The sequence below is a fragment of the Microbacterium sp. KNMS genome (assembly GCF_053851835.1).
In genome coordinates this window covers 1-23857 of sequence record NZ_JBSQBP010000012.1, presented here as the reverse complement: position 1 = coordinate 23857, position 23857 = coordinate 1, and the positions used below count along the sequence as shown (strand labels likewise).

General features: G+C 70.8%; 29 protein-coding genes. 19 read left to right on the top strand and 10 right to left on the bottom strand.

The genetic code is table 11. From position 1 onward, the window contains the following. Window positions 1–14: 14 nt before the first annotated feature. Window positions 15–407 (top strand): DUF779 domain-containing protein, encoded by a 393-nt coding sequence (locus ACWXWW_RS09095; protein WP_271174110.1) that lies wholly within the window; start codon window positions 15–17, stop codon window positions 405–407. A 144-nt stretch (window positions 408–551) separates the two neighbouring features. On the opposite strand, the gene ACWXWW_RS09090 is transcribed toward ACWXWW_RS09095, so the two are convergent. Both ACWXWW_RS09090 and ACWXWW_RS09085 read right to left on the bottom strand, forming a co-directional pair. Beyond that, window positions 552–1082: a hypothetical protein gene (locus ACWXWW_RS09090; protein WP_455969679.1), complete on the bottom strand. Its 531-nt coding sequence runs from the start codon at window positions 1080–1082 to the stop codon at window positions 552–554. An 11-nt stretch (window positions 1083–1093) separates the two neighbouring features. After that, window positions 1094–2242 (bottom strand): zinc-dependent alcohol dehydrogenase, encoded by a 1149-nt coding sequence (locus ACWXWW_RS09085; protein WP_324013541.1) that lies wholly within the window; start codon window positions 2240–2242, stop codon window positions 1094–1096. 153 nt (window positions 2243–2395) lie between these two features. Between ACWXWW_RS09085 and ACWXWW_RS09080 the strand changes: the two genes are divergently transcribed. Beyond that, window positions 2396–2893: a DUF2243 domain-containing protein gene (locus ACWXWW_RS09080; protein ID WP_455969741.1), complete on the top strand. Its 498-nt coding sequence runs from the start codon at window positions 2396–2398 to the stop codon at window positions 2891–2893. Between the two features lie 5 nt (window positions 2894–2898). After that, window positions 2899–3747: a cytochrome c oxidase assembly protein gene (locus ACWXWW_RS09075; protein ID WP_455969678.1), complete on the top strand. Its 849-nt coding sequence runs from the start codon at window positions 2899–2901 to the stop codon at window positions 3745–3747. Here ACWXWW_RS09075 and ACWXWW_RS09070 read toward each other — a convergent pair. Genes ACWXWW_RS09070 through ACWXWW_RS09060 form a run of 3 tightly spaced genes read right to left on the bottom strand, consistent with a single transcriptional unit; the run spans window position 3692 to window position 6360 of the window. After that, window positions 3692–4828, bottom strand: a complete 1137-nt coding sequence (locus ACWXWW_RS09070) for a hypothetical protein (protein WP_455969677.1) — start codon at window positions 4826–4828, stop codon at window positions 3692–3694. The genes ACWXWW_RS09075 and ACWXWW_RS09070 overlap by 56 nt on opposite strands. A gap of 27 nt (window positions 4829–4855) precedes the next feature. Continuing rightward, entirely contained in the window at window positions 4856–5557 is a 702-nt protein-coding gene (locus tag ACWXWW_RS09065) for a cache domain-containing protein (RefSeq protein ID WP_455969676.1), read from the bottom strand. Between the two features lie 20 nt (window positions 5558–5577). After that, entirely contained in the window at window positions 5578–6360 is a 783-nt protein-coding gene (locus tag ACWXWW_RS09060) for a FadR/GntR family transcriptional regulator (RefSeq protein ID WP_455969675.1), read from the bottom strand. A 120-nt stretch (window positions 6361–6480) separates the two neighbouring features. Between ACWXWW_RS09060 and ACWXWW_RS09055 the strand changes: the two genes are divergently transcribed. The 10 genes from ACWXWW_RS09055 (at window position 6481) to ACWXWW_RS09010 (ending at window position 15424) form a co-directional block, all read left to right on the top strand. Then, window positions 6481–7554: an ABC transporter ATP-binding protein gene (locus ACWXWW_RS09055; RefSeq protein ID WP_455969673.1), complete on the top strand. Its 1074-nt coding sequence runs from the start codon at window positions 6481–6483 to the stop codon at window positions 7552–7554. A 54-nt stretch (window positions 7555–7608) separates the two neighbouring features. Further along, window positions 7609–8799 carry an extracellular solute-binding protein gene (locus ACWXWW_RS09050; RefSeq protein ID WP_455969672.1) on the top strand — a complete coding sequence of 397 codons (1191 nt, stop codon included), beginning with the start codon at window positions 7609–7611 and terminating at the stop codon, window positions 8797–8799. 59 nt (window positions 8800–8858) lie between these two features. Continuing rightward, a complete protein-coding gene (locus ACWXWW_RS09045) occupies window positions 8859–9686 on the top strand; it encodes an ABC transporter permease (protein ID WP_271174100.1) in 828 nt (275 codons plus the stop codon). A gap of 7 nt (window positions 9687–9693) precedes the next feature. Then, window positions 9694–10503 (top strand): ABC transporter permease, encoded by an 810-nt coding sequence (locus ACWXWW_RS09040; RefSeq protein WP_421075903.1) that lies wholly within the window; start codon window positions 9694–9696, stop codon window positions 10501–10503. A 139-nt stretch (window positions 10504–10642) separates the two neighbouring features. Continuing rightward, window positions 10643–11557: a phosphate/phosphite/phosphonate ABC transporter substrate-binding protein gene (gene phnD / locus ACWXWW_RS09035; protein WP_455969671.1), complete on the top strand. Its 915-nt coding sequence runs from the start codon at window positions 10643–10645 to the stop codon at window positions 11555–11557. Then, window positions 11554–12378 carry a phosphonate ABC transporter ATP-binding protein gene (gene phnC, locus ACWXWW_RS09030; RefSeq protein WP_324013554.1) on the top strand — a complete coding sequence of 275 codons (825 nt, stop codon included), beginning with the start codon at window positions 11554–11556 and terminating at the stop codon, window positions 12376–12378. Before phnD ends, phnC begins: the two co-directional genes overlap by 4 nt. Further along, a complete protein-coding gene (gene phnE, locus ACWXWW_RS09025; protein WP_455969670.1) occupies window positions 12359–13237 on the top strand; it encodes a phosphonate ABC transporter, permease protein PhnE in 879 nt (292 codons plus the stop codon). Before phnC ends, phnE begins: the two co-directional genes overlap by 20 nt. Next, complete coding sequence (locus ACWXWW_RS09020) at window positions 13234–13998, top strand: tyrosine-protein phosphatase (protein ID WP_455969669.1); 765 nt, start codon at window positions 13234–13236, stop codon at window positions 13996–13998. Before phnE ends, ACWXWW_RS09020 begins: the two co-directional genes overlap by 4 nt. Continuing rightward, window positions 13995–14702 carry a TetR/AcrR family transcriptional regulator gene (locus ACWXWW_RS09015; RefSeq protein WP_455969668.1) on the top strand — a complete coding sequence of 236 codons (708 nt, stop codon included), beginning with the start codon at window positions 13995–13997 and terminating at the stop codon, window positions 14700–14702. The genes ACWXWW_RS09020 and ACWXWW_RS09015 overlap by 4 nt, the downstream gene beginning before the upstream one ends. Then, window positions 14699–15424, top strand: a complete 726-nt coding sequence (locus ACWXWW_RS09010) for a tyrosine-protein phosphatase (protein WP_455969667.1) — start codon at window positions 14699–14701, stop codon at window positions 15422–15424. Before ACWXWW_RS09015 ends, ACWXWW_RS09010 begins: the two co-directional genes overlap by 4 nt. Window positions 15425–15604: 180 nt before the next feature. On the opposite strand, the gene ACWXWW_RS09005 is transcribed toward ACWXWW_RS09010, so the two are convergent. Beyond that, a complete protein-coding gene (locus ACWXWW_RS09005) occupies window positions 15605–16399 on the bottom strand; it encodes a membrane protein (protein WP_455969666.1) in 795 nt (264 codons plus the stop codon). A gap of 341 nt (window positions 16400–16740) precedes the next feature. Between ACWXWW_RS09005 and rpsF the strand changes: the two genes are divergently transcribed. From rpsF to dnaB, 5 genes are all read left to right on the top strand, one after another. Further along, window positions 16741–17103: a 30S ribosomal protein S6 gene (gene rpsF / locus ACWXWW_RS09000; RefSeq protein WP_271174091.1), complete on the top strand. Its 363-nt coding sequence runs from the start codon at window positions 16741–16743 to the stop codon at window positions 17101–17103. A 6-nt stretch (window positions 17104–17109) separates the two neighbouring features. Continuing rightward, window positions 17110–17670 carry a single-stranded DNA-binding protein gene (locus ACWXWW_RS08995; RefSeq protein WP_271174090.1) on the top strand — a complete coding sequence of 187 codons (561 nt, stop codon included), beginning with the start codon at window positions 17110–17112 and terminating at the stop codon, window positions 17668–17670. Window positions 17671–17700: 30 nt separating this feature from the next. Then, the gene (gene rpsR, locus ACWXWW_RS08990) at window positions 17701–17955 is read left to right on the top strand and encodes a 30S ribosomal protein S18 (protein ID WP_029146075.1); all 255 of its coding nucleotides are present in this window, start codon (window positions 17701–17703) and stop codon (window positions 17953–17955) included. A 9-nt stretch (window positions 17956–17964) separates the two neighbouring features. Next, window positions 17965–18420 (top strand): 50S ribosomal protein L9, encoded by a 456-nt coding sequence (rplI, locus tag ACWXWW_RS08985; protein ID WP_271174089.1) that lies wholly within the window; start codon window positions 17965–17967, stop codon window positions 18418–18420. Window positions 18421–18834: 414 nt separating this feature from the next. Then, window positions 18835–20217: a replicative DNA helicase gene (dnaB, locus tag ACWXWW_RS08980; protein ID WP_271174088.1), complete on the top strand. Its 1383-nt coding sequence runs from the start codon at window positions 18835–18837 to the stop codon at window positions 20215–20217. A 143-nt stretch (window positions 20218–20360) separates the two neighbouring features. Here the strand turns inward: dnaB and ACWXWW_RS08975 are convergent, their stop codons facing one another. The 3 genes from ACWXWW_RS08975 to ACWXWW_RS08965 all read right to left on the bottom strand — a co-directional run bounded on the left by ACWXWW_RS08975 (window position 20361) and on the right by ACWXWW_RS08965 (window position 22076). After that, the gene (locus ACWXWW_RS08975; protein WP_455969665.1) at window positions 20361–20564 is read right to left on the bottom strand and encodes a hypothetical protein; all 204 of its coding nucleotides are present in this window, start codon (window positions 20562–20564) and stop codon (window positions 20361–20363) included. A 74-nt stretch (window positions 20565–20638) separates the two neighbouring features. Next, on the bottom strand, window positions 20639–21523 hold the full coding sequence (locus tag ACWXWW_RS08970) for a J domain-containing protein (RefSeq protein WP_455969664.1): 885 nt from the start codon (window positions 21521–21523) through the stop codon (window positions 20639–20641). Window positions 21524–21551: 28 nt separating this feature from the next. Then, on the bottom strand, window positions 21552–22076 hold the full coding sequence (locus ACWXWW_RS08965) for a hypothetical protein (RefSeq protein ID WP_455969663.1): 525 nt from the start codon (window positions 22074–22076) through the stop codon (window positions 21552–21554). A gap of 106 nt (window positions 22077–22182) precedes the next feature. Between ACWXWW_RS08965 and ACWXWW_RS08960 the strand changes: the two genes are divergently transcribed. After that, a complete protein-coding gene (locus ACWXWW_RS08960; RefSeq protein ID WP_455969662.1) occupies window positions 22183–22914 on the top strand; it encodes a hypothetical protein in 732 nt (243 codons plus the stop codon). Between the two features lie 58 nt (window positions 22915–22972). Here the strand turns inward: ACWXWW_RS08960 and ACWXWW_RS08955 are convergent. Then, window positions 22973–23857, bottom strand: an 885-nt coding sequence (locus ACWXWW_RS08955) for a DUF222 domain-containing protein (protein ID WP_455969661.1), incomplete at its 5' end; no start/stop codon positions are given.

The window sequence follows — 23857 nt, the reverse complement described above, 5'->3', positions numbered from 1 at the left end:
GGGAAGGAGGAGGGATGTCCGAGGAGCTCAGCAGGGTCGCGGTGACCGAGGCGGCGGCTGCTCTTCTGCGCACGCTCACGGCCCAGCACGGGCCGCTCATGTTCCACCAGTCGGGCGGGTGCTGCGACGGCTCGTCGCCCATGTGCTATCCGGTCGGGATGTACCTGACCGGCACGGGCGATGTGCTGCTCGGGACGATCGACGCGGGTCTCGACGACCCGATCGAGGTCTACATGTCGGAGTCGCAGTTCGAGTACTGGAAGTACACGCACCTCACGATCGACGTCGTGCCGGGGCGCGGGGGAGGGTTCAGCGTCGAGTCGCCCACGGGCATGCGGTTCCTCATCCGGTCGCGCATGCTCACGGAGCCCGAGCTGGAGCACTTCGGCCTGACGCCGCGGGCGTAGCCGCACGCCGGGAGTGCGGCCCCGCTCACGCCGCCCGCATGCGCGTCCCGGTGCACGCCCCGCCCCCTGCATGCATGTCTCGCTCGCGGCGGGTATCGGGGCGCCGAACCCACGGCGAGTGAGACATGCAGATCTGGGCTGCCGTTACCGGCGCCGCGTGAGGGAGCCGAGGGCGCGCACCGCGAGGACGCCTGCGAGCACCCACGGCCCGACGACGATGATCGGGTCCATCCACGCGTGGCGGAGGTCGATGCGGCCGCGGCCGATGCGCGACCCGACGGGGCGCCGGCTCCGCTCTCCCCGCACGCCCGTCTGCGTGATCGGGTTGTCGGGATGGCGCGACGCGAGCGAGCGCACGTGCGCGCCGATCGACTCCACGCGGTCGCCGAGCACGAGCAGCAGCCAGTGCCGCAGCTTGCCCTCGCTGTACCGGGCGTAGGCGATCCGGCGGATCCTGCCCGAGAGCCCGTGCAGCGGCTGCGCGGTGCCGAACACGGGCGGCAGCTGCGGATGCTCGATCGAGTGCTCGCGCGCGGGGTCGGACATCCGATCCTCGAGCGCCCAGGGCGCGGCGAGTTCCTGCGGATCGAGCTCGTGCTCCTCGCGCCATCCGTCCTCGAGCTCGATCCCCCAGCCGGGGATGCGCGGGCGGAGCGCGTCGACGGGCTGCGTCATGTCCATCCTCCTCAGTCGTCCGAGACCTCGACGACGGTCTTGATGCAGTCGTCGAGCTTCGCCGAGACCATGTGGTAGCCGTCGACGATGTCGTCGAGCGGCAGCCGGTGCGTCACGAGCTCGCGCGGCGCCAGCCGGCCGGCGCGCACGTGGTCGAGCAGGGCGGGCCACATCGCGCGCACGGGCGTCTGGTTGGCGCGGATCGTGAGCCCCTTGTTCATCGCGTCGCCGAACCGGACGGCGCTGTGCAGCGGGCCGTACGCTCCGATCACGGCGACGTTGCCGCCCTTGCGCACACCGTCGATCGCCCAGTTCAGCGCGACCGGAGAGCCGCCCTGGAGCTTGAGCTTCGAGGCGGTCACGTGCTGCAGCCATCCGCCGTCGGCCTCGGCGCCCACGGCGTCGATCACGACGTCGGCCCCGAGGTGGTCGGTCTCGCGCTTGAGGTGCAGCACGGGATCGCCGATCTCCGACAGCGCGTGCGTCTCGGCGTACGCGAACGAGCGCGCCTTCTCCAGCCGGTAGTCGAGGTGGTCGAGCACGAGCACGCGGCCCGCGCCCATGAGCCAGGCCGAGCGCGCCGCGGCGAGCCCCACCGGGCCCGCACCGAAGACCGCGACGGTGTCGCCCTCCTCGATGTGCCCGAGCCGGGCGCCGAAGTAGCCGGTCGTGAACGCGTCGGTGAGCATGAGCGCGTCCTCGTCGCTCAGCCACTCGGGGATGACCATGGGCCCGACGTCCGCGAACGGCACGCGCACGCGCTCCGCCTGACCGCCGTCGTAGCCGCCCGCCGTGTGCGAGTAGCCGTAGATGCCGCCCACCGCGGTCGCGTTCGCGTTCACGCTGTGGCAGTTCGAGAAGAGGCCCTGCCGGCAGAACGCGCACGACCCGCAGAAGATGTTGAACGGCACCATGACCTTGTCGCCGACCGCGAGGCGCTGCACCGAGCCGCCGACCTCCTCGACGACGCCGATGAACTCGTGGCCGAACGTGTGCCCGATGCGCGTGTCCGGGAGCATCCCGTGCAGCAGGTGCAGGTCCGACCCGCAGATCGCGGCCCGCGTCACGCGGACGATGGCATCGTTCGGATGCTCGATGCGGGGGTCGGGCTTCTCCGTCACCTGGAGCTTGTACGGACCTCGGTACGTCAGCGCCTTCATGTGTCCTCCTCGTCGCGTCGAGTCTGCGCAGGGCGCTCGGATGGCGCGAGGGGGTTGCGGATGGCTCGGCGCTGTGCGACGCAGCGCGTAGCACGACGGGTCGGCGGATGTCCATGGCTTGGATGGCGACGGCGCACGCGAGAGCGTCGGAGCATCGCCGGATCTCCTGACCCCCGGACCCTGTGGGCCGCGCGCGGCACGTACGCGACGCGCACCGCGTGGGCCGGTGCGCTCTTCGGCATGGGCCTCGTCGCGTTCGTCGACGAGGCCGTGTTCCACCAGATCCTGCACTGGCACCACTTCTACGACCGCGGCACCCCCGCGGCCGGCCTCGTGTCGGATGGGCTCTTCCACGCGTTCAGCTGGTTCGGCACCGTGGCCGGGCTGTTCCTCCTCGCGGATGTCGCGCGGCGCGGGGCGCTCTGGACGCCGCGCTGGGTCGGCGGAGCCCTGCTGGGCGCCGGCGCCTTCCAGCTGTACGACGGCACGATCCAGCACAAGGTGCTCGGGCTCCACCAGATCCGGTACGTGGACGACGTCCTGCCCTACGACATCGCGTGGAACGCGATCGCCGTGCTGCTGCTCGCGGCGGGCCTCGTCCTCGTCGTCCGCACGCGCCCGGCCGCCGCGTGGGCGCACGTAGAGCGATGACGCCGATGTCCGGCGGCCACGCGCACGCCCACGGAGCGGGAGTCCCGCTCGACGTCGTCGTCCTCGCAGTGGCCGCGCTCGCGGTCGCGTCGTACGCGGCAGGAGCGATCGCCTCGCGGCGCGGCGGGCGGCCGTGGCCCATGCACCGGATGGTCCTCTGGTGCGTCGGCATCGCGGCCGCGACCGCGCCGGTCGTCGAGCCGCTCGCCTCGACCGTTCACGGCAGTTTCGTCGGACACGCGTGGGGCCATGTCGTTGGCGGCATGCTGGCGCCGATCCTGCTCGTGCTCGCCGCGCCCGTCGCCCTCGCTCTCCGCACGCTCGCCGTCACGCCGGCGCGGCGGCTGTCGCGCCTGCTGCGCAGCGCGCCCGTGCGCGTGCTCGCGCACCCCGTGACCGCGGCGCTCCTCTCCTCGGGCGGCCTGTGGCTCATCCATCTCACGCCGCTGCACGAGGCGGTGCAGGCGAGCCCGTTCGTGCACCTCGTCGTGCACGCGCACACCGTCGCGGCCGGCTATCTCTTCACGGCCGCGCTGGTCGGCGTCGACCCGAACCCGCACCCGAGCCGATGGACGACGCGCGCGATCGTGCTCGTCCTCGCGATGGCATCGCACGCGGTTCTCGCGAAGCTCCTCTACGCGCATCCCCCGGGTGCGACCTCCGTCGCCGACGAGCGGCTCGGCGCGCTCACGATGTACTACGCGGGCGGGGTCGTCGAGCTCGGGCTCGTCGTGCTCCTCTGCGCCCGCTGGTATCGCGAGAGCGGGCGCCGCGTCGCGATCGGCGCGGCCGATCCGTTCAGTCGAGCACGCCCATCACCTGCAGCACGAACTGCAGGATCACGAAGGCGATGATGACGATGCCGAACCACGAGAACCGGCGCTTGAGGCGCCGACCCGGCTCGGCCACTCCGCGCGGCGGAGGCGTGAGGGGCGCGGCCGCCGAGAAGGCGGGCGCCTCGTGGTGCCCCGAGGCGATCGGACGCGGCACCCCCGTGCCCGCTGCGAGCCGCTCGTCACGCCAGCGCCCCCACTGATCGAGCTTGTGGATGAGGGCGGCGACGACCGAGAAGAGCCACGCCCAGGTCGCGGGATCGAGCGTCGAGACCTCGCGCCGCGTGTAGAGGAACAGCCAGTCGTCGACGATCTCGACGTCGAGCTGCCCGGCGTGGTCGAGGAAGCGCGCCATGATGTCGGGCGTGAAGAGGTAGAGGGCGTCGGCCTCGTAGCCCTGCGGGCAGTAGAGCGCGAAGTGCCGGTCGAAGTCGCCCTCGAGCGACAGCCGCTGGTCCTTGTCGAAGCCGACCGGGAGGTTCGAGCCGAAGATCGTGTTGTTGCCCACGGCATCGAGCACGATGTGGGGCAGCGGTGCGTCGAGTCGGATGGCCACGTAGCCCCAGCGATGCGTGGTCTGGTTCTTCCCCGATCCGGTCGTGTACTGGTAGTTCGCGAACTCCGCGAACCGCGGCGCCTCGCCGCGCACGAGGTCGTTCGAGCGGCGGGCGCGACCGAGCCCGAAGATCATGCCGGGGAGGGCGGGGTCGCCGAGCGACGGGAGGTAGCTCATGCCGTTCGCGCGCGCGAAGCGGTCGAGCCGGTACTGGCGCTCGCGGCGCTGCCCCTGGAACGCCCGGACGCCCCAGACGACCGCGCCGATGACGAGGGCCGCGATGCCGAGCGAGACCCAGAATCCGGCGCCCGAGGCGCCGTCGGCGTCCGCGACCATGAGCAGGATCGACAGGATGAGGCCGCCGAACCCGAGGATCATGACGCCGACGAAGACGATCGCGATCACCGCGACGACCGCGCCGGCTCCGGTGCCGCTCGGGAAGCGTCGCGAGAGCTCGTCGGAGAACCGCTTCACGTCAGCGCGGTCGACGGGCTCGGTGAGGGGGCGCGCGTCGAACGGCACGCTCTGCTGCGTCGTTCCGGACATGGCCTTCACGCTACAAGAGCGCGCGGATCACCCCACGATGACGTCGAGCGCGACCTCGCCGCAGGACACGCGAGGCAGCGTCGCGAGGCGGCTCCCGCGCACCGAGTCGCCGGCCCCCGAGCGATGGTCGGTCGACACGACGACCCGGCCGACGCCGTTGACGAGGGTCACCGGGAGCCCCACGTCCTCGAGGCGCGGCGTGAGGTCGCGCTCGATCGAGTCGACGAGCAGGTCGAGCGCGGCCACGCCGGCGAACGCGCCGCGGGAGGCGACGGGCGCCGCGATGGTGACCGTGTACTCGTCGCTGCAGAGGTAGTCGACGTAGGGGCCGGCGACGTGCGGGCGGCCCGTCGCGTGCGGTACGCGGAACCACTCCATCTCGCTGTAGTCGATGCGCTCCTTGCCGAGCGACTGCGCCGCGAGCACGAGGCGCGACCGGTCGCTGCCCTGCCACCAGGCGAGGTGGCTGCGCGCATCGTCGAGCAGGTCGATCGCCGCCACGTAGCCCGCGCCGTACACGGCGAGGTCGGGCAGTGCCAGCAGCGTCATCGCGTGCGGCTGGACGAGAGCGTCGAGCTCGGACACCGTGAGCGGCGCTGCCGCGCGCACGGCGTCGAGATCCCGCGAGACGGCGGCGGCGGTCTCGACGAGGCTGTCCACGGGCGCGCGGAAGTAGCTCTCGACGATCGACGCGGCACGGTCGACGGCGGTGTCGGTGTCCTGGTGCATGCTGACCTCCTCCTTGAGGTTCACGGGGCGTCGTCTGCGCTCGCGGCGGGTCGCGAGCGCAGCTCGATGAGGGTGTCGATCACGGCCGCCGTCATCTCCTCGACCTCGCGGCCGGCGCCGACGTCGTCGCCGGCCTCGATCGCCGCGACGACGCGCTCGAGGCCAGCGCGGTAGGCATCGCGCCCGGACGCGTCGGCGTCGATGAGCCGCAGGTACGGGGAGAGCTCGGCCTGCAGCTGCATCTGCACGCGGGTCAGCCGCGCCGACTGGCTGAGCGCGACCAGCTCGAGCTGAGCGTCGTCGAGGATGCGGCGCCAGGCCTCGATGTCGGCCGGATCGAGCCGCTCGAGGTGGCGCGCGACGAGGCGCGCCTCGCTGGGGTCGGCGCGCCGTGCGGCGAGACGGACGGCAGCGCCCGTGATCGCGGCGTAGTGGACGCCCATGTCGCGCAGCGCGGTCCGCGTCGCGCGACGGACGGCGTCGCGCGCGTGGGCGAGCGGGTCGGCATCCTCCGCGACGAAGCTGCCGCCGCCGCGGCCGCGCCGCGTCACGACGAGGCCGCGCGAGCGCAGCGAGAGGAGCGCTTCGCGGACGGTGACCGGGGCGACCCCGAAGCTCTTCGCGAGATCGGTCTCGCTCGGCAGGCGCTCGCCCGCGCGCAGGTGCCCGCCGGTGATCGCCTCATCGAGGCGGCGCTCGACGAGCGCGGCGCGCCCCTCGTCGCCGATCGGCTGGAACAGCGCGCCCTGCAGGCGGCGCGGACCCGAGGAGGCGACGGCGTGCGGCGGCGCCTGTGCGGCCATGAGCGGTCCTCCCTCGAGAGCGGTCGTCCCAACGTTATGCCTTCGAGACTTGAAATATGAACTATGGGTTCATATGTTAAACCTCAGCTTCCGTGTTCGACGATGATCCGAGGAGGAGCGATGAGCTCATCGCCCGCTGCCGCACCCGCCCGCCCGCAGTCCGGCGACCCGCACGTGGGTGCTGTCTCGCTCCGCGGTGTCACGAAGACGTTCGGCGAGTTCGACGCCGTGAAGGATCTCGACCTCGACGTCCGCCCGGGCGAGTTCCTCTCGATGCTCGGGCCGTCCGGCTCCGGCAAGACGACGGTCCTGCGCATGATCGCCGGCTTCGAGGACGCGACGTCGGGCGCCATCTCGCTGAACGGCGTCGACGTGACCCGGGTGCCGCCGCACCGACGGCAGGTCAACACGGTCTTCCAGGACTACGCCCTGTTCCCCCATCTCACGATCGAGGAGAACGTGGGGTACGGCCTGCGAGTGCGGGGCGAGGGGAGGGCCGCGCGCCGCGAGCGCGTGGGCTCCGCACTCGAGCAGGTCCGGCTGGCCCACGTCGCGCAGCGCCTCCCGCACCAGCTGTCGGGCGGCCAGCGTCAGCGCATCGCCCTCGCCCGTGCGCTCATCCTGCGTCCGCAGGTGCTCCTGCTCGACGAGCCGCTCGGCGCGCTCGACAAGCAACTGCGCGAGCAGATGCAGATCGAGCTCAAGCAGATCCAGCGCGAGGTCGGCATCACGTTCATCTTCGTGACGCACGACCAGGAGGAGGCGCTCACCCTGAGCGACCGCGTGGCGGTCTTCAACGGCGGTCGGATCGAGCAGATCGGCACGCCGCGCGAGGTGTACGAGTACCCGCAGACCGAGTTCGTCGCGCGGTTCCTCGGCCTCTCGAATCTGCTGCCCGCAGACGCGGCCGAGCGCATCGCCGGCCGCCGCGAGGCGCTCAGCATCCGGCCCGAGCGCGTGCGGGTGCTCGGGCCGGACGAGCACGCGCGCCCCGGCGAGGTGACGGTCGCGGGCGTCGTGGCGGAGGTCGTCTACACGGGGCCGTCGACCCGGTACCTCGTCGATGTCGACGGCGGCCTGCAGCTCATCGCCGAGCGCCCCAACGCCCACCATCCGTCCGCGGCCGAGGCCGTCGAGCGCGGCGCTGCCGTGCGCGTCGGCTGGCTCGCCGACCACGCCGCGCGTCTTCCCTGACCGCGGCCATCCGCCATCCACCCATCACAGAAGAACCGAACGAGGAGCGATCACATGCGATCCAGGATGATGACCCCAGCGGCGCTCGTCGCCGTCTCGCTGCTGGCCGTGACCGGCTGCAGCAGCACGTCGGAGGCCGCGGGCGGCGAGGAGGCCGCCGGCGGGCTCCAGATCGACGTCCCCGACGTGCCGATGCAGGAGGAGCTCGGCGACTACGAGGGCGAGGTGAACATCGTCGCGTGGAGCGGGTTCGTCGAGCCCGCATGGAGCGACGCGTTCACGGAGGAGACCGGCTGCGTCGTGAACCGCCGCGTGGCGGGTACGAGCGATGAGATGGTCCAGCTCATGCGCACCGGCGACTACGACCTCGTGTCGGCGTCGGGCGACGCGAGCCTGCGCCTCATCGCCGGCGGCGACGTGGCGCCCCTCAACCTCGATCTCATCCCGAACTTCGGAGACGACATCGTCGAGGGCATGAAGGGGCAGGTCTACGACACCATCAACGGGAAGTCGTACGGCGTGCCGATCGGGCGCGGTGCGAACATCCTGCAGTACAACAGCGAGGTCGTCACCGAGGAGCCCACGAGCTGGGACGTCGCATGGGAGGCCGACAGCCCCTACGCCGGCAAGGTGATCGCGTACGACGCGCCCATCTACATCGCCGACGCGGCGGTGTACCTCATGGCGCACGAGCCCGAGCTCGGCATCACCAACCCGTACGCGCTCGACCAGACCCAGCTCGACGCCGCGATCGAGCTGCTCCAGCAGCAGAACGAGATCGTGTCGGAGTACTGGGCCGATCCGGCCGCGCAGATCACGTCCTTCGTCGGCGGGACGACCGTGCTCGGCACGTCGTGGGAGGTGCTGCGCAAGCTCACCGAGGACGAGAAGTTCAAGAGCGTGCTGCCCGAGGAGGGCTCGACCGGATGGTCGGACGCCTGGATGCTCGCGGCCGAGGCCGAGAACCCCAACTGCGCCTACGCGTGGATGGACTACACCTCGTCGCCCGAGGTGAACGGCGCGATCGCGATGAACTTCGGCATGGCCCCCGCCAACGCCGCCTTCTGCGAGACGAGCGACGAGGCGAAGGAGCACTGCGAGTACTACCACGCGACCGACGAGGAGTACTTCGACAAGGTGTGGTTCTGGACCACGCCGATCGAGCAGTGCGTCGACGGCCGCACGGATGTGACGTGCACCAACTTCCAGCAGTGGACGGACGCCTGGCTCTCCGTCAAGAGCTGACCAGCCCGGCGGGGCGGACCCCAGCCGCCCCGCCGTCTCCTCTTCATGACAGGACGACCATGAAACGGCGACTCCAGCTCGCGGGCCTGCTCGCGCTCCCGATGGCCTGGCTCATCGGCATCTACATCTTCTCGCTCGTCATGCTGCTCGTGACAGCGTTCTGGGTGACCGACCCCTTCACCTCGAAGGTCGAGCCCGGGTTCACCCTGCGCAACTTCGAGCAGCTCGTCGCGAATCCCGCCTACCTCTCGACTGCGCTGCGCACCCTCGCGATCGCCCTCGCGGTCACCGTGCTCTGCATCCTCATCTCGGTGCCGCTGGGCATCTTCATGGCGAAGATCGCGCCGACGTGGCTGCGCGCCGTGCTCGCGGTCGCGATCACGCTCCCGCTGTGGGCGGGCTACCTCGTGAAGATCCTCGCGATGCGCATCACGTTCACGGAGGACGGCTTCTTCAACGCCGTGATGGCGCCGCTCGGGATCACGGGGCCCGGGTTCAGCGTGATCACGGTCGTGCTCACGCTCACCTACCTGTGGCTGCCGTACATGGCCGTGCCCGTCTACACGGCCATCCGCCAGCTGCCTCCGAATCTCTTCGACGCGTCCGCCGACCTCGGCGCGGGCGCGGGCCGCACCATCCGCACGGTCGTGATCCCGCTCGTGAAGCCCGCGATCATCGCCGGCTCGATCTTCACGTTCTCGCTGAGCCTCGGCGACTACATCGCGGCCAAGTTCGTCGGCGGATCCACGCAGATGATCGGCAGCGTCATCGCCTCGAACATCAACCTCAACCCTCCGATCGCCGCGGCCTTCTCGGTCGTGCCGATCGCCTTCGTCGTCATCTACCTGATCAGCGTGCAGCGCACCGGCGCGCTGCAGCGGATGTGAGGCCGTCATGCTCAGACTCTCCCTCGGCGCGCGGATCGCGCTCGGCGCCATCGTCGCGGTCGTCCTCGCGTTCATGTACGTGCCGCTCCTGCTCGTCGTGCTCAACTCGTTCAACGAGGCGCGCATCGCGAGCTGGCCCATCCGCGGCTTCTCGCTGCAGTGGTGGGGAGCCGCGCTCGCGAGCGAGCCGGTGCGCGCCGCCGTGGGCAACTCGGTCGCGGTCGGGCTCGGCGCGACCGCGATCGCCCTCGTGCTGGGGACCCTCGTCGCCTTCGCGCTGCAGCGCCACGCCTTCTTCGGCAAGCAGACCGTGAACCTGCTCGTCGTGCTGCCGATCGCCCTTCCCGGCGTCGTCACGGGTGTCGCGCTCAACAACACCTACAACCAGCTGCTCGAGCCGATCGGCATCCACGTCGGCTACTTCGGCATGATCATCGCGCACGGCACCTTCTGCATCGTCATGGTGTTCAACAACGTGCTCGCGCGGCTGCGGAGGCTGAGCCCCAACGTCGAGGAGGCCTCCGCCGACCTCGGTGCGACGCCGTGGCAGACGTTCCGCATGGTCACGTTCCCGCAGTTCCGCAGCGCGTTCGCCGCGGGCGGCATCCTCGCCTTCGCGCTCAGCTTCGACGAGGTCGTCGTGACGATCTTCACGGCGCCCGCGGGCGTCGACACCCTGCCCCTGTGGATCATGAACCAGATGGCCCGGCCGAACGAGGCGAGCGTGGTCAACGTCGTCGCGACGGTCATCATCGTGCTGTCGTTCATCCCCGTGTGGATCTCGCAGCGGCTCGCGAGCGAGCGCGACGGGGTGTGAGGGGGGCGGGCGCGCCGTCACGGGATGTTCACCTCGGATTCCCTTCCGGGTACGGCGGTCTCGTAATTCTGCGTCACCTCGACCGGGTTGCCTTTCGATATCGCCCGTCGCGATATCTCCTCCCGAAAGGACACCCGCCATGCGCGCCCGCGCCCTCCCCGCCCTCGGCCTCCTCGCCCTCGGAGCCGTCGCCCTCTCCGCGTGCTCGAGCTCGTCATCCGACGATGCCGCGGCCGCCGCGTCCGACGCGCCCATCACCTTCGCCACGACGCCCCTCGGCGACGACCCGACCGCCGAGAACCCCATCGAGGCGTTCGCCGGTCTCGTCGAGGAGGAGACCGGCCGCGCGGTCGAGATCGTCGACGTGCCCGACTACACGGCCGTCGTCGAGGCGATCCGCAACCACCACGTCGACATCGGGTTCATGAGCGGCTTCCCGTCGGCGCTCGCGGTCAACACGGGCGAGGTCGACGCGCTCGTCGCGTGGCCGGGCAGCGACGAGCCCGTGTCGACGTGCCTCGTGCTCGACGACTCGCCCCTCCAGTCGCTCGAGGACATCACGCCCGAGACGGTCGTGGCGTTCGCCGACCCCGCATCGAGCTCGGGGTACTTCATGCCCGTCGCGATGCTCGACGCCGCCGGCCTCGAGAAGGACGCCGACTACACGGCGATGTTCTCGGGCGGCCACGACATGAGCTTCATCGCCCTCAAGGAGGGCCAAGTCGACGTGGCGTGCACGTCGACGATCTTCCCCACGATGACGGGGACCGACATGTTCCCGTTCGCCGAGGGAGAGACGCGCTCGATCGGCGAGAGCGACTCGATGCCCGTCGCGGTGACCGTGCTCGCCGACCAGGGCATCGCCGACGACAAGCGGGAGCTCCTGCTCGAGGCGCTTCCGAAGGTCTTCGTCGAGGAGAACGCCGAGGCCCTCGGCGCGATGTTCGAGGCGATGCAGGGCACCGAGCCGATCCTCGAGCCCGAGGACGGGCTCTTCGAGCCGTTCGTGGACATCGCCGCGATCGCCGACGTCGACATCTCGGACCTCGGATGAGCCCCGCGGACACGGCCGTCGAGCCGACCACGGCCGAGCTGCGCCAGCGGCTGCCGCTCGTCTCGGTGCGCGGGCTGAAGGTCGCGTACGGAGACGGCCCGCTGGTTCTCGACGGCGTCGACCTCGACCTCTTCCCCGGCGAGATGGTCGCGCTGCTCGGCTCGTCGGGCTCGGGGAAGTCGACGCTCATGAAGAGCCTGACGGGCTTCGCGCCCATCACGGATGGCGCGGTGCGCGTCGGCGGGTACGACATGGCGAACCTGCGTCGCGGGCAGCTGCGGCAGGTGCGCGCGTCCGTCGGCCAGGTGTTCCAGCAGTTCAACCTCGTCGGCCGGCTCAGCGTGCTCACGAACGTCCTGACCGGCGCGCTCCACGACGCCGGGCCGCTCAACCTCGTGGGCGGCTTCTCGAGCGCGCACCGGCGTCGCGCGCTCGAGCTGCTCGACCGCGTCGGCATCGCGCACAAGGCGCAGGATGAGGCGCGATCGCTCTCGGGCGGCCAGCAGCAGCGGGTCGCGATCGCGCGCGCCCTCATGCAGGCGCCCAAGGTCATCCTCGCCGACGAGCCGGTGGCATCCCTCGACCCGCGCATGTCGCACCAGGTGCTCGAGCTGCTGCATGAGATCGCCCGCGAGGACGGCATCCCGGTGCTCGTGAGCCTGCACGTCATGCCGCTCGCGCTCGCGCACTCCGACCGCATCGTCGGACTCCGGCACGGCGAGATGCTCGTGTCGGCGCCGACCGCCCAGCTCGACGCGACCGCGCTCGAGCCGATCTACGCGCACGACGAGGAGGAGCAGGATGTCGACGGCATCGCCTGAGCGCACGGCGCGGGCCTCGGGCTCCGCGAGGGCCGCCAGCGACCGCGCCCCGCGGAGCCCGCAGCTGGAACCGCGGGACCGGGAGCGGATGGAGCGGGCCTTCCGCGTGCCGCGCGCCCGGTTCCTGCTCGGGCTGCCCGTTGCGGCCCTCCTCCTCGTGTGGTCGTTCACGGGTGCGGGCTTCGACGTCGGCAAGCTCGGCGAGGGCGCCGTCAACATGGGCGCCTTCCTCTCGCGCCTCTTCCCGCCCACGTGGGACAAGTTCGGCACGATCGCGGGGCTCCTCGTGGAGACCCTGCAGATGGCGATCGTCGGGACCGTGCTCGGCGCCGTGCTGTCGCTCGTCGTCGCGTTCGGCGCCGCGTCGAACATCGCCCCGCGCTGGCTGTACTACCCCACGCGCTGGGTCATGAACGTCATCCGATCGCTGCCCGACCTCGTGTTCGCGCTCATGTTCGTCTCGGCCGTCGGCCTCGGCCCCTTCGCGGGCATCCTGGCGATGACGATCGGCTCGATCGGGTCGATCGGCAAGGTGTTCGCGGAGGCCATGGAGTCGGTCGACCGCGGACCGGTCACCGCGATGCAGGCGGTCGGCGCCTCGCCGCGCCAGGTCGTGCAGTACGGCGTCCTGCCGCAGGCGGCGCCGCTCCTCGTGTCCTACACGCTGCTCCTGTTCGAGGGCAACGTCCGCGGCGCCACGATCCTCGGCATGGTCGGGGCGGGCGGCATCGGCCTCGAGCTCACCACCGCCATGAAGATGTACGACTACGGCCACCTCTCCGCGATCGTCGTCTGCATCATCGTGCTCGTCACGGTCATCGACCAGGCGAGCGCCGTCATCCGAAGGAAGATCACATGACCGTCGTCGACGCCCCGGCCATTGCGCTCTCCGCGCCCGTCAACCTCCGCGACCTCGGCGGAATCCCCGTCGCCGGGGGAGCGGTGCGCGAGGGCTTCGCGATCCGCGCCGACGACCTCTCGATCGTCACCGAGGAGGACGCCGCCCGCCTCGTCGCCGCCGGCCTGCGGGCGGTGGTCGACCTGCGCTCCTCCGACGAGGTGGCGCTCACGGGCCGCGGGCCGTTCGGAGCGCTCGCCGACGTGAACTACCACCACGTGCCGTTCCTCGCGTCGATCGGCGACGGCATCGACGACATCGAGCTCGACCAGTCGTCGTTCGCGGGCATGTACGTACGGATGGTCGAGGGCGCCGCCGCGCAGATCGTCACGGCGCTCGCGATCGTCGCGCACACCCCCGGAACGGTCGCGTTCCACTGCGCCGCCGGGCAGGACCGCACGGGGGTGCTCGCGGCGGCCATCCTGCTGACGCTCGGCGCCGAGCCGGACGACATCGTCGCGGACTACGCCCGCACGGGCGAGAACGCCGCAGCGATCATGCGGCGGATCGCGCCGGTCATGCAGCCGCTCATGGCGCGATACGGATTCGATCTCGATGACGCGGCCCGCGCGGCCGCTCGCGCCGAGTTCTCGCCGGCGCCCATGCGCGACCTGCTCCGCGCGCTCGCGACGCGCCACGGGGATCCGCTCGCTCCGCTCCGCGCTGCCGGCCTCACCGACGCGCTCATCGGCCGCCTGCGCGAGCGCGCGCTCGCCGCATGAGCGCGACCGCAGCCTCCGTGCAGGCCGGCGCCGCGCCATCCGCTCGTCGTGCTGAGCGGAGCGGGGTCGCGGCCGAGGGCGGCGGGACACCTGCTCGACGGCCCGGACGCCCGCGTGCCGAGGGACACGACGCGCGGATCCTCGCCGCCGCGGTCGAGCTGCTCGAGCGCGGCGAGGAGGTGACCGTGAGCAGGGTCGTCGAGCTGAGCGGCGTCAGCCGCGCCGCGCTCTACCGGCGGTGGCCGAGCATGACCGATCTGCTCGCGGCGGCCCTCGACGTCGGGCGCGAGGCGCCGCGCATCCCGCTGGGCGACGACCTGCTCGCGGCGCTCCTCGCGGCGTACACGACCGGATCGGCGGGGCCGGGCTACACGGAGGAGCGCTTCCGGCTGCGCCTGCGCCTCGCGATGACGGACCGCAAGCTCGCGCAGGCGTACTGGCGCTCGCACGTCGCGCGACGGCGCGGCGGTGTCGCCGCGCTCCTCGCGGAGGGCGTCCGCCGGGGCGAGCTGCGCGACGATCTCGACATCGACGCGTGCATCGACCTCATCAACGGCGTCTTCTACTATCAGTTCGTCGTGCGGGGTGTGAACTTCGACGATCCCGCCGCCGTCGCGCGCTGCGAGAACGCCGTCCGCGTAGCCTGGCGGGGGATGGCCGCAGACCCTCCGGCCGCCGACGCCGCCCACGAGGAGGACGAATGAGCATCCGCGAGATCCCCCGAGGCCTGGTGAACCTCCGCGACGTCGCATCGTCGACCGCGCGCGTGCGGCCGGGCGTGCTCCTGCGCAGCGATGCCCCGCACTCGGGCGACGACGCCCCCGAGGTGGGGGAGTGGCCCCCCGCCGTCGTCGTCGACCTCCGCGACGACGCCGAGAAGAGCGAGGACCATCCGCTGCTCGGCGTGTGCCGGGTCGTGGACCTGCCGCTCCTGGGCGGCCGCGCCACCATGGACGCCGACGAGGAGGACGTCGCGGCGTTCCTGCGCGCGGGGCTCGGCGGGATGTACGCCTCGATGCTCGAGGGCGAGGCCGCGGCGCTGCTCGTGCGCGCGATCGAGGAGATCGCGCGGGCGGATGGGCCCGTCCTCGTCCACTGCACGGCAGGGAAGGACCGGACGGGCGTCACGGTCGCGCTCGCTCTCGCCCTCGTCGGCGTGCCGGGCGACGAGATCGTCGCGGACTATGTCCGCACGGCCGAGAACATGCCGCACGTGCACGCCCGCGCGCGGCGCACGGTCGCGGCGCGGACCGTCGGCGTGCAGCTCGCGCTCGACATCCCGAAGGAGATCCTGTCGGCGCCGGCGGCGGCGATGGAGGGGTTCCTCGACGACCTCGCCTCGCGGGGCGGCGCCGAGGCGTGGTTCCTCGCGGCGGGCGGCACCCCCGAGACCGTCGCCGCGCTGCGCCGCCGCCTCCGCGCGTAGCCGCCCGCGGACATCCGCCGGGATCGCCGTGGCGCCCGCGATGCGAGCGCCGGAACGGCCGCTTCTCGCGGTGCGTGCGCCGGGTGTCTCGCTCGCATGCGAATGCCGCGACCCGATCGTCCCCCGAAGATCGAGCCGCGGCATCCGTGCCGACGCGACCGAGCGCGCCGGCGGGTCCGCTCAGACGGCGGGCGGCTGCGGCGGCAGCTGCGCGCCCGGCTCGGGCGGAAGGGTCGTCGCCTCGCGACGGGTCGCCGGCGCGGTGCTCGACGGTCCGGGCACCGACGTCGCGGCCGTCGTGTCGGCCTTGCCCAGCTCGCCCTCGACGGCGCCGAGCCACTTCTCCCAGCGCGAGCGCATCGGTCCGATGAGCCCTCCGCCGATGCCGACGATCGCGATGCCGACGATGGCGGCGAGCACGGCGACGAGGATGGGCATGGTCACCGTGACGGCGATGCCGATCTGGTTGAGCGCGGCGATGACGCCCATGGCGATGATCGAGATGACGACGATCTTCGTGAGGATCGACCCGAAGCGGAACCTCGCGAGCGCGGGCCGCATGAGGTCGCCGACGAAATTCGCGATCGCGGCGACGACGATGACGATCACGACCGCGACGAGCACGCGAGGCAGCCAGCTGATGATCTCGGTGACGATCCCGGACACGGGGTTGTCAGGGCCGAAAGCGCCCAGCGCGAGCAGCAGCGCGATGAGGAGCACGAAGTAGTACACGAGCTTGACGACGAGCGTCAGCGGGTCGATGCCCGTCGGCGCGAGCAGCTTCGTGATGCCGGCCTTGTCGAGCAGCCGCTGGAATCCGATCCTCTTGAAGAGGTACTCGAGCGCCTTGGCGATGCTCTTCGCGATGAGCCATCCGATCAGCAGGATGACCAGGAAAACGATGAGCTGCAGGATGAAGCTCCCGACACCGGCGAGCATGTCGCCGATCCCTGCGGTGATTCCGGACCAGTCCATGGTCTGTACCTCCCCCTTCGTCGGCCCGAGCGAGACGATCCCGGACGGGCGTTCTGCCTCCGGTCTAGCGACGGGCCTCGCGCGGCGTCAACGGATGCCGTGGCATCCAGCGGTGTATCGAGCTCCTTCCCCGGGGCGAAGAGGCGGGAGTTCGCGGGAGGAAGTGCCCGGGGAGCGCGCCGGTGCAGGAAGGGGGCTTGGGTCTTCGCCCTCGGATCGGGTACGCTATGAAGGTTGTGCGACGGCAGCCCTGTCTGCGATCACGTCCGCACAACGTGCAACACACCCTCCTGGTGCCGGGAAATGCCCGGCATCCGTTCAAGTCCGAAGGAGGTGGGTAAGTGACGCACCAGTACGAACTCATGGTGATCATCCAGCCTGAGGTCGACGAGCGCCAGGTCCCCGCACACCTCGACAAGTTCCTGTCGGTCATCACCGAGCGCGGTGGATCGATCGAGAACGTCGACATCTGGGGCAAGCGCCGTCTGGCATACGAGATCCAGAAGAAGAACGAGGGCATCTACGCCGTCGTCAACTTCACCGCGACGAGCGAGGCGACGGTCGAGCTCGACCGCCAGCTCAAGCTCAACGAGCTGATCATGCGCACCAAGGTGCTGCGCGCCGAGGAGGCCATCGCCCTGGTGGCTGCCGAGGCGAAGCGCGCCGAGGAGAAGGCGGCTCGCAAGACGGCGGCGAAGGCCTAACGCACCATGGCTGGCGAAACCGTCATCACCGTCGTGGGGAACCTCACGGCTGACCCCGAGCTGCGCTACACGCAGAACGGCCTGCCCGTGGCGAACTTCACGATCGCCTCGACGCCGCGCAACTTCGATCGCGCGTCCGGCGAGTGGAAGGACGGCGAAGCCCTGTTCCTCCGTGCCAGCGTGTGGCGCGAGTTCGCCGAGCACGTCGCCGGATCGCTGACGAAGGGCATGCGCGTCATCGCGCAGGGCCGTCTGCGTCAGCGCTCCTACGAGACGAAGGAGGGCGAACGCCGCACCTCCATCGAGCTCGAGGTCGACGAGATCGGCCCCTCGCTGCGCTACGCGACGGCACAGGTGACCCGCGCCGCATCGAGCGGCGGCGGCAACTACGGCGGCGGGAACAACGCCGTCGGCGGGAACTACGGCGGCGGCAGCGCTGGCGGCGGCTACGGCCAGCAGCAGCGCCCGCAGCAGCAGGTCTCGGAGGAGCCCTGGGCGACACCCGGCCAGTCCGGCGCCGATGCATGGAGCACCCCGGGGTCGTTCTCGGACGACACCCCGTTCTGATTCAGAACTCACACTTTCAAAGGACCCAACATGGCTGGAAAGTCGAGCGGCGACCGCCGCAAGCCGCGGAAGGGCGCGAAGAACGCCGCTCCCGCGAAGTCGATCCGGGTCGGCGTCATTGACTACAAGGACGTCGCGACCCTTCGCAAGTTCATCTCGGAGCGCGGCAAGATCCGCGCCCGTCGTATCACCGGTGTCTCGGTGCAGGAGCAGCGTCTGATCGCCCGCGCGATCAAGAACGCGCGCGAGATGGCGCTCCTGCCCTACGCAGGCGCTGGCCGCTAAGGAGCACCCATGTCGAAGCTGATTCTCACGAACGAGGTCGACGGCCTGGGCAGCGCCGGAGACGTGGTCGAGGTCAAGGACGGCTACGCCCGTAACTACCTCATCCCCCAGGGCTTCGCGGTGGCGTGGAGCCGCGGTGGCGAGAAGCAGGTCGCGGACATCCGCGCGGCCCGCGAGGCTCGTGCCATCGCGACGCACGACGACGCCGTCGCCCTGAAGAACACCCTCGAGAACGCCCGCGTGCGCCTGTCGGTCAAGGCCGGCGCCGAGGGCCGTCTGTTCGGCTCGGTCAAGCCGGCCGACATCGCGAACGCGGTGGCGGAGGCCGGTCTCGGCCAGCTGGACAAGCGCACCATCACGGTGCCGTCGCCCATCAAGGCCGTCGGCGACCACGAGGCGCTCGTGCGTCTGCACGACGAGGTGACCGCGGTCATCTCGCTGCAGGTCGTCGCGCTCAAGAAGTAAGTTCTCGCGAACGCCGGAAGCGGCGCGGAGCCATCGGCTCCGCGCCGCTTCGTCGTGTTCGCGATGGGTCTCCTGGCCGTCATATCGGACTCTCGGAGGCGTGGTTGTACACAGTGCGAACGGCCTACCACAAACCTTCAAGTGCTCCTTTAATCACACATCCATCCACAGGGTGTGTGAAACAGGATGACCAGGTCAGGCGGCGTTTCGGTGGAGAGATCTCCCGGGCGAGTCTTTTCTCTCCACAGGGCGATTCCACACCCTCCACGGCGTTTTGCGCAGGCCCTCCACAGAGTTATCCACAGGCCGCGTTGAAGGTGCCGGTGGCTGCCCATAGCCTCGTCGGGGCGGTGTCGGTGGTCGCTGGTGTCATGAAGCAGATCACCCCCGCGGGGGAACGGAAGAGGAGGGCGCGTGTCGATCGCTGAAATCGGGGAGGACCGTCTCGGGGGGCCTCGGGAACGCGACAGGACCCCGCCGCACGACGTCATCGCGGAGCAGAGCACGCTGGGCGGCATGCTCCTGTCGAAGGACGCGGTGGCCGATGTCATCGAGACCCTGCGCGGCCCCGACTTCTACGTGCCGAAGCACGAGGTGATCTTCGAGGCCATCCTCTCGCTCTACTCGCACGGCGAGCCGACCGATGTCGTTGCCGTGACCGACGAGCTCATCAAGACGGGCGACCTCCAGCGCGCGGGCGGGGCCGACTATCTGCATTCGCTGACGTCGATCGTGCCGACGGCGGCGAACGCGGGCTACTACGCGGGCATCGTTTCGGAGCGCGCCCTGCTGCGTCGACTCGTCGACGCGGGCACGAAGATCGCGCAGATGGGCTATCAGGGCCAGGGCGAGGCCGTCGAGCTCGTCAACGCGGCCCAGGCCGAGATCTACAACGTCACGGGCACCGAGCAGACCGAGGACTACGTGCCGCTCACGGTCGCGGTCGACGCGGCCGTCGACGAGATCGAGGCCGCGCGCGGTCGCGACGGCCAGATGACCGGCATCCCGACCGGGTTCAGCGAGCTCGATCAGCTCACGAACGGCCTCCACGGCGGGCAGATGATCATCATCGCGGCGCGACCCGCGATGGGAAAGTCGACCCTCGCGCTCGACTTCGCGCGCGCGGCGGCGATCAAGAACGACATGCCGACGATCTTCTTCTCGCTCGAGATGGGGCGCAGCGAGATCGCGATGCGCCTGCTCAGCGCGGAAGGCGCCATCCCTCTGCAGTCGATGCGAAAGGGCACGCTCGACTCGCGCGACTGGACGACCGTCGCCGCGACGCGCGGACGCATCAACGACGCGCCGCTGTACATCGACGACAGCCCGAACATGACGCTCGTCGAGATCCGCGCGAAGTGCCGGCGGCTCAAGCAGCGTGCCGGGCTCAAGATGGTCATCATCGACTACCTCCAGCTCATGACGAGCGGCAAGAAGGTCGAGTCGCGTCAGCAGGAAGTGTCGGAGTTCTCGCGTGCGCTCAAGCTGCTCGCGAAGGAGATCCAGGTGCCGGTCATCGCGCTGTCGCAGCTGAACCGAGGGCCCGAGCAGCGCCAGGACAAGCGGCCTCAGGTGAGCGACCTGCGCGAGTCGGGTTCGATCGAGCAGGACGCCGACATGGTCATGCTGCTGCACCGCCCGTCGGTGTACGACAAGAACGACAACCCGGGCGGCGCCGAGATCATCGTCGCGAAGCACCGCAACGGCCCGACCGCCAACATCGAGGTCGCGTTCCAGGGCCACTACTCGCGCTTCGCCGACATGGCGCCCGTGAGCGAGTTCGGCGGCGGCGACTGAGGCGACGCCTCCGGTCCGAGGTAAGCCCCGCTTAGCCGAGGGTCTGACGTCGTCGGCGAGGTCGTCCTCGGTCAGGTCGGGCAGCCCGGATCCGTCGCCGCGCCTCCCGCGAATCAGCGGCCGACCGCTCCTCGTCGGTCATGTCAGGTGCCGGCGTCCGGCCGCCATCCGGAGGGGATGCTGTCGGGCGTCTGCCCCGCGCTCAGACGGTCGATGTGGTACTCGGCCCAGGAGACGATCATCCGCTCCGGCGTCGTGTGGTACAGCTCCGCGAGGGCGTCCAGCGCCCGCGCGCGGTCGACGTCGAGCTCGATGAGGAGCCTCCGCGAACGCGATCCGCCGGACACAGCGCCATCCTACTGAGCGCGCGACGGCCCATCCGCGCTCGAGCATGCCCGGCGCGAGGCGCCGCGGTCCGCGGTCAGACGAACCGGATGGCACTCTCGAGGCGCGTACGGACGTCGAACAGCACGTTGCCCCCGACGATCTGCGCGCCGGGGATGCCGGCGCGGAGTACCGCACGCAGCGCGCTGCGGCGGACGGCGGCGACAGGCAGTCCCTTCACGGAGCCGAGCACGACGACCGGGTCGGCGAGGTCGTCGTCGGGGAGGACGAACACGGCGCCGCCGAAGCGGACGCGCGCGGCGCGCGAGACCGAGCGAATGCGCGAGAGCAGGTCGGCGACCGGGGTCGCCTCGCCGATGACCTCGCCGCCGCGGAACGCGACAGGGCGGCCGAAGTCCTCGCTCGTCAGGCCGTAGAGGCCGGTCGGGCTGAGGACGACATGGTCGAGCTTGTCGTCCGCGTCCGCCGTCGTCGCGACGTCGTGCCAGGCCGTGAAGCCCATGCCGAGCTCATCGATCATCGCCGCGGTGTCCTCCTCGGCGAGGGCGTCGGCGAGCATCCGCCGCAGCTCCCACGGCGCCGAGCGGACGAAGGCGGGCGCGTACGGGTCGGCGACCTCTCCGGCCCACTCGGCTGCCATCGCGAGGTAGCGCCTGCGCCGCCAGGCTCCCGCGGCTCCGTGCGAGCGTGTCCGGGGTCGCGTGTCCCGTCGGCCCGTCGCGCGGCGTCCGGCCCACTGCAGGTGGGCGCCGTCATCGCCGTCGTACGCGGCGCGGGCCTCAGGTGTGCCGACGAGCTCCCACGCGCGCTGCACCTGGATGAACGCGGCGGCGTCGCCGCCGGTATCGGGATGGGTGCGCCGCAGCTGCAGGCGATACGCCCGGCGGAGCTCCTCGTCGTCGGCCGTGCGGAGAACGCCGAGCACCTCGTACGGCGACGCGGAGAGCGGGCTGTTGAACATCGCCGCCCAGGCTATCCCGGGGCGGCGGTCAGCGCCGCAGGGCCGCCGGTCGCGGGAAGCCGAGGTCCTCGATGAGGTCGCCGAGTGCGCGGTCGAGCTCGGCTCCGCCCTGCGTCACCTTGTTGATCTCGAAGGAGCGCAGGCGCGCGCTCGGCACATCGAAGGTCAGGATGGTGCCGGGCTGCGCGGTCGTGTGCGCCTCGACGCGCACGTGCGCGGAGAGGATCGCGCCGGGGTCGAGACGGTGCAGTCGCGCGGCGATGCCGTGGTGCGCGATCGTCCAGACGACGCTCCGCGTCGTGCTTCCCGCGTGCTGCAGGAGATCGCTCGGGCGAGACGTCGCAAGACGCACGAAGCCGCTCGGCGACTCCCACTCCAGCCCGCGGATGAATGCCGACCAGTCGCCGGAGAGGTGCGCACGGGCATCCGCCTCGGACAGGGAAGGCACCGCGGCCTCGAACGCGTCGACGAGCGCATCGAACTGCGCGTTCGCGGCGAGTCGAACTCGGCGGGCCGTGTACTCGAAGACCGTCTCGTCGACCTCGTAGCTCATGTGACAATCCTCTCGCCGCGTGCACAGGGTCTTGTCCGCCCGCGCGTCGTCCTCGGACCGTCCCTCGGCGCGGTGACGGGGTCGTTCGCCGCTTCACGATGAGGGGATGAGCGCGCTCAGCACCTCCGGGTTCCTGCCCGACCGACCTCCCCTCCATCTTCCGGACGTCGACGAGGAGGAGCGCGACATCGTGCTCGAGGAGATCACTGGCCTGTTCGACGATCTTCCGACCCTCTGTCTCACGGTGGCGCAGAAGCACATCCGGGAGGATCAGCTCGACGTGCCGACGAATGAGCGCGTCTTCGCGGCTCTCGTGGCGCTCGTCGAGACGATGCTCGATGAGGATGGCCCCGAGATCGGTCCGGAGCAGCACGGGCAGCTGCTGTTTCTCACTCTCGTTCCGGGCGTCACGTTCGCGGTTGCTCTGCAGGTCGCCTTCGGCATGGCGATGGCGGACGCGAACGTTCCGCGCTTCGCCGAGCTGACGGCGTGCCTCGAGCGAGTAGGACTCGACGCTGACGGCGACGTCGTCCTGCCCCAGCCGCCGCCGACGTTCGCGCCACTCGCAAGGGCGCTTCGCGGTGAGGTTCGGCGCGCCATCGACATCGCTCGCGTGCGCCGAGGCATCCAGGTGCTGCGCCTGACCGCAGCATTGGCGCCAGCTCTGTTCGTTGTGCCGATCTTCTGCGTGCTCGCCTGGTTGCACTGGGCGGGCGGGCAGCGACCGCTCGCGATGGCGTACCTGTCCGCGGCCCAGACGGTCGATCCGAACAGCCGGATGGTGACTCGACTGTCGGAGCTCTTCATGGTGCGCCTGCCTCTGTGGCTCTGCGAGTAGATGGCGGCGCGGTCGAGCAGTGGTCATGGTGCGCGGTTCACTGCGGAACCCGCGGTTGTCAGCATCTGAGGTGTTGGGTGAGTTTGGCGTGGAGTCTGGTGCGGGAGGTGGGTGCTGGTCGGTGGCGGTGGTGTCGGTCGATCCAGTTGGGGGCGGCGATGTAGGGCACGCCGTGGTGCATGTGGATGTTCCAGCCGGAGGTGTCGAGGTGGTGGTGGTGCCACCAGCAGAGCAGGACGCCGTTGTCGGTTTCGGTGGGTCCGCCTCGGGCGTGGTCTTGGACGTGGTGGATCTCGCACCAGGCGGCGGGGATGGTGCAGCCGGGGATGATGCAGCCTCCGTCGCGGGCGACGATCGCTTTGCGCTGGGTGGGGGTGAAGCAGCGTTGGATGCTGCGCAGCTCGAGGATGCGTCCTTCGGGACTGAACACGGCGCGGAGGATGTCGCCGGTGCATCCGATCCGGCGGGCCACGGTCGCGGGGACGGGCGCGTCGACCCCGTCGAGGTGCGCGATGCCGTGCCGCGGGCGGGCGAACGCGGAACCCGTGCCGTGCGCCGCGGTGTCATGCACGCCGTCGCCGGTGTTGGTGGTGGTGAGGTCGTCGGCGGTGATGTGGATCATGACGGTGGGGGCGGCGCCGCCGAGGGTGGGGGTCTCCGCGGCGCGTGCGGCGGCCTGGATCATCGCGAAGAACGCGTCGTGGCGTTTCTGTCCGGGGGTGCGGGGGTCGTGGATGATCTCGTCCGGTCCCCACGGGTCCGTGTCGTTGCGGGTCTCGGTGTCGATCCCGTCGAAGAACCCGCCCCCGCCATCCGCGTCCGCGCCGCCGTCGTCGTCGCGGTCGCCGGTTTCGGTGAAGGTGACATGGCGGGCGGGGTTGGTGTGGGCGGAGAGGAGGTTCTGCAGGAGGGCGCCGGCTTCGGGGACGAGGGTGCCGTTGAC

Excerpts from the sequence above, each read along its gene's own strand:
- rpsR (WP_029146075.1), top strand. The coding sequence starts at position 17,701 with ATGGCTGGAAAGTCGAGCGGCGACCGCCGCAAGCCGCGGAAGGGCGCG.
- ACWXWW_RS09060 (WP_455969675.1), bottom strand. The coding sequence starts at position 6,360 with ATGGCCGCACAGGCGCCGCCGCACGCCGTCGCCTCCTCGGGTCCGCGC.
- ACWXWW_RS09020 (WP_455969669.1), top strand. The coding sequence starts at position 13,234 with ATGACCGTCGTCGACGCCCCGGCCATTGCGCTCTCCGCGCCCGTCAAC.
- ACWXWW_RS09070 (WP_455969677.1), bottom strand. The coding sequence starts at position 4,828 with ATGTCCGGAACGACGCAGCAGAGCGTGCCGTTCGACGCGCGCCCCCTC.
- phnD (WP_455969671.1), top strand. The coding sequence starts at position 10,643 with ATGCGCGCCCGCGCCCTCCCCGCCCTCGGCCTCCTCGCCCTCGGAGCC.
- ACWXWW_RS09095 (WP_271174110.1), top strand. The coding sequence starts at position 15 with ATGTCCGAGGAGCTCAGCAGGGTCGCGGTGACCGAGGCGGCGGCTGCT.
- ACWXWW_RS09090 (WP_455969679.1), bottom strand. The coding sequence starts at position 1,082 with ATGACGCAGCCCGTCGACGCGCTCCGCCCGCGCATCCCCGGCTGGGGG.
- rplI (WP_271174089.1), top strand. The coding sequence starts at position 17,965 with ATGTCGAAGCTGATTCTCACGAACGAGGTCGACGGCCTGGGCAGCGCC.
- phnE (WP_455969670.1), top strand. The coding sequence starts at position 12,359 with ATGTCGACGGCATCGCCTGAGCGCACGGCGCGGGCCTCGGGCTCCGCG.
- ACWXWW_RS09040 (WP_421075903.1), top strand. The coding sequence starts at position 9,694 with ATGCTCAGACTCTCCCTCGGCGCGCGGATCGCGCTCGGCGCCATCGTC.
- ACWXWW_RS09075 (WP_455969678.1), top strand. The coding sequence starts at position 2,899 with ATGTCCGGCGGCCACGCGCACGCCCACGGAGCGGGAGTCCCGCTCGAC.
- phnC (WP_324013554.1), top strand. The coding sequence starts at position 11,554 with ATGAGCCCCGCGGACACGGCCGTCGAGCCGACCACGGCCGAGCTGCGC.
- ACWXWW_RS09045 (WP_271174100.1), top strand. The coding sequence starts at position 8,859 with ATGAAACGGCGACTCCAGCTCGCGGGCCTGCTCGCGCTCCCGATGGCC.
- ACWXWW_RS09085 (WP_324013541.1), bottom strand. The coding sequence starts at position 2,242 with ATGAAGGCGCTGACGTACCGAGGTCCGTACAAGCTCCAGGTGACGGAG.
- ACWXWW_RS08995 (WP_271174090.1), top strand. The coding sequence starts at position 17,110 with ATGGCTGGCGAAACCGTCATCACCGTCGTGGGGAACCTCACGGCTGAC.
- ACWXWW_RS09010 (WP_455969667.1), top strand. The coding sequence starts at position 14,699 with ATGAGCATCCGCGAGATCCCCCGAGGCCTGGTGAACCTCCGCGACGTC.
- ACWXWW_RS08970 (WP_455969664.1), bottom strand. The coding sequence starts at position 21,523 with ATGTTCAACAGCCCGCTCTCCGCGTCGCCGTACGAGGTGCTCGGCGTT.
- ACWXWW_RS08960 (WP_455969662.1), top strand. The coding sequence starts at position 22,183 with ATGAGCGCGCTCAGCACCTCCGGGTTCCTGCCCGACCGACCTCCCCTC.
- ACWXWW_RS09065 (WP_455969676.1), bottom strand. The coding sequence starts at position 5,557 with ATGCACCAGGACACCGACACCGCCGTCGACCGTGCCGCGTCGATCGTC.
- ACWXWW_RS09005 (WP_455969666.1), bottom strand. The coding sequence starts at position 16,399 with ATGGACTGGTCCGGAATCACCGCAGGGATCGGCGACATGCTCGCCGGT.
- ACWXWW_RS08965 (WP_455969663.1), bottom strand. The coding sequence starts at position 22,076 with ATGAGCTACGAGGTCGACGAGACGGTCTTCGAGTACACGGCCCGCCGA.
- ACWXWW_RS09055 (WP_455969673.1), top strand. The coding sequence starts at position 6,481 with ATGAGCTCATCGCCCGCTGCCGCACCCGCCCGCCCGCAGTCCGGCGAC.
- ACWXWW_RS09050 (WP_455969672.1), top strand. The coding sequence starts at position 7,609 with ATGCGATCCAGGATGATGACCCCAGCGGCGCTCGTCGCCGTCTCGCTG.
- ACWXWW_RS09015 (WP_455969668.1), top strand. The coding sequence starts at position 13,995 with ATGAGCGCGACCGCAGCCTCCGTGCAGGCCGGCGCCGCGCCATCCGCT.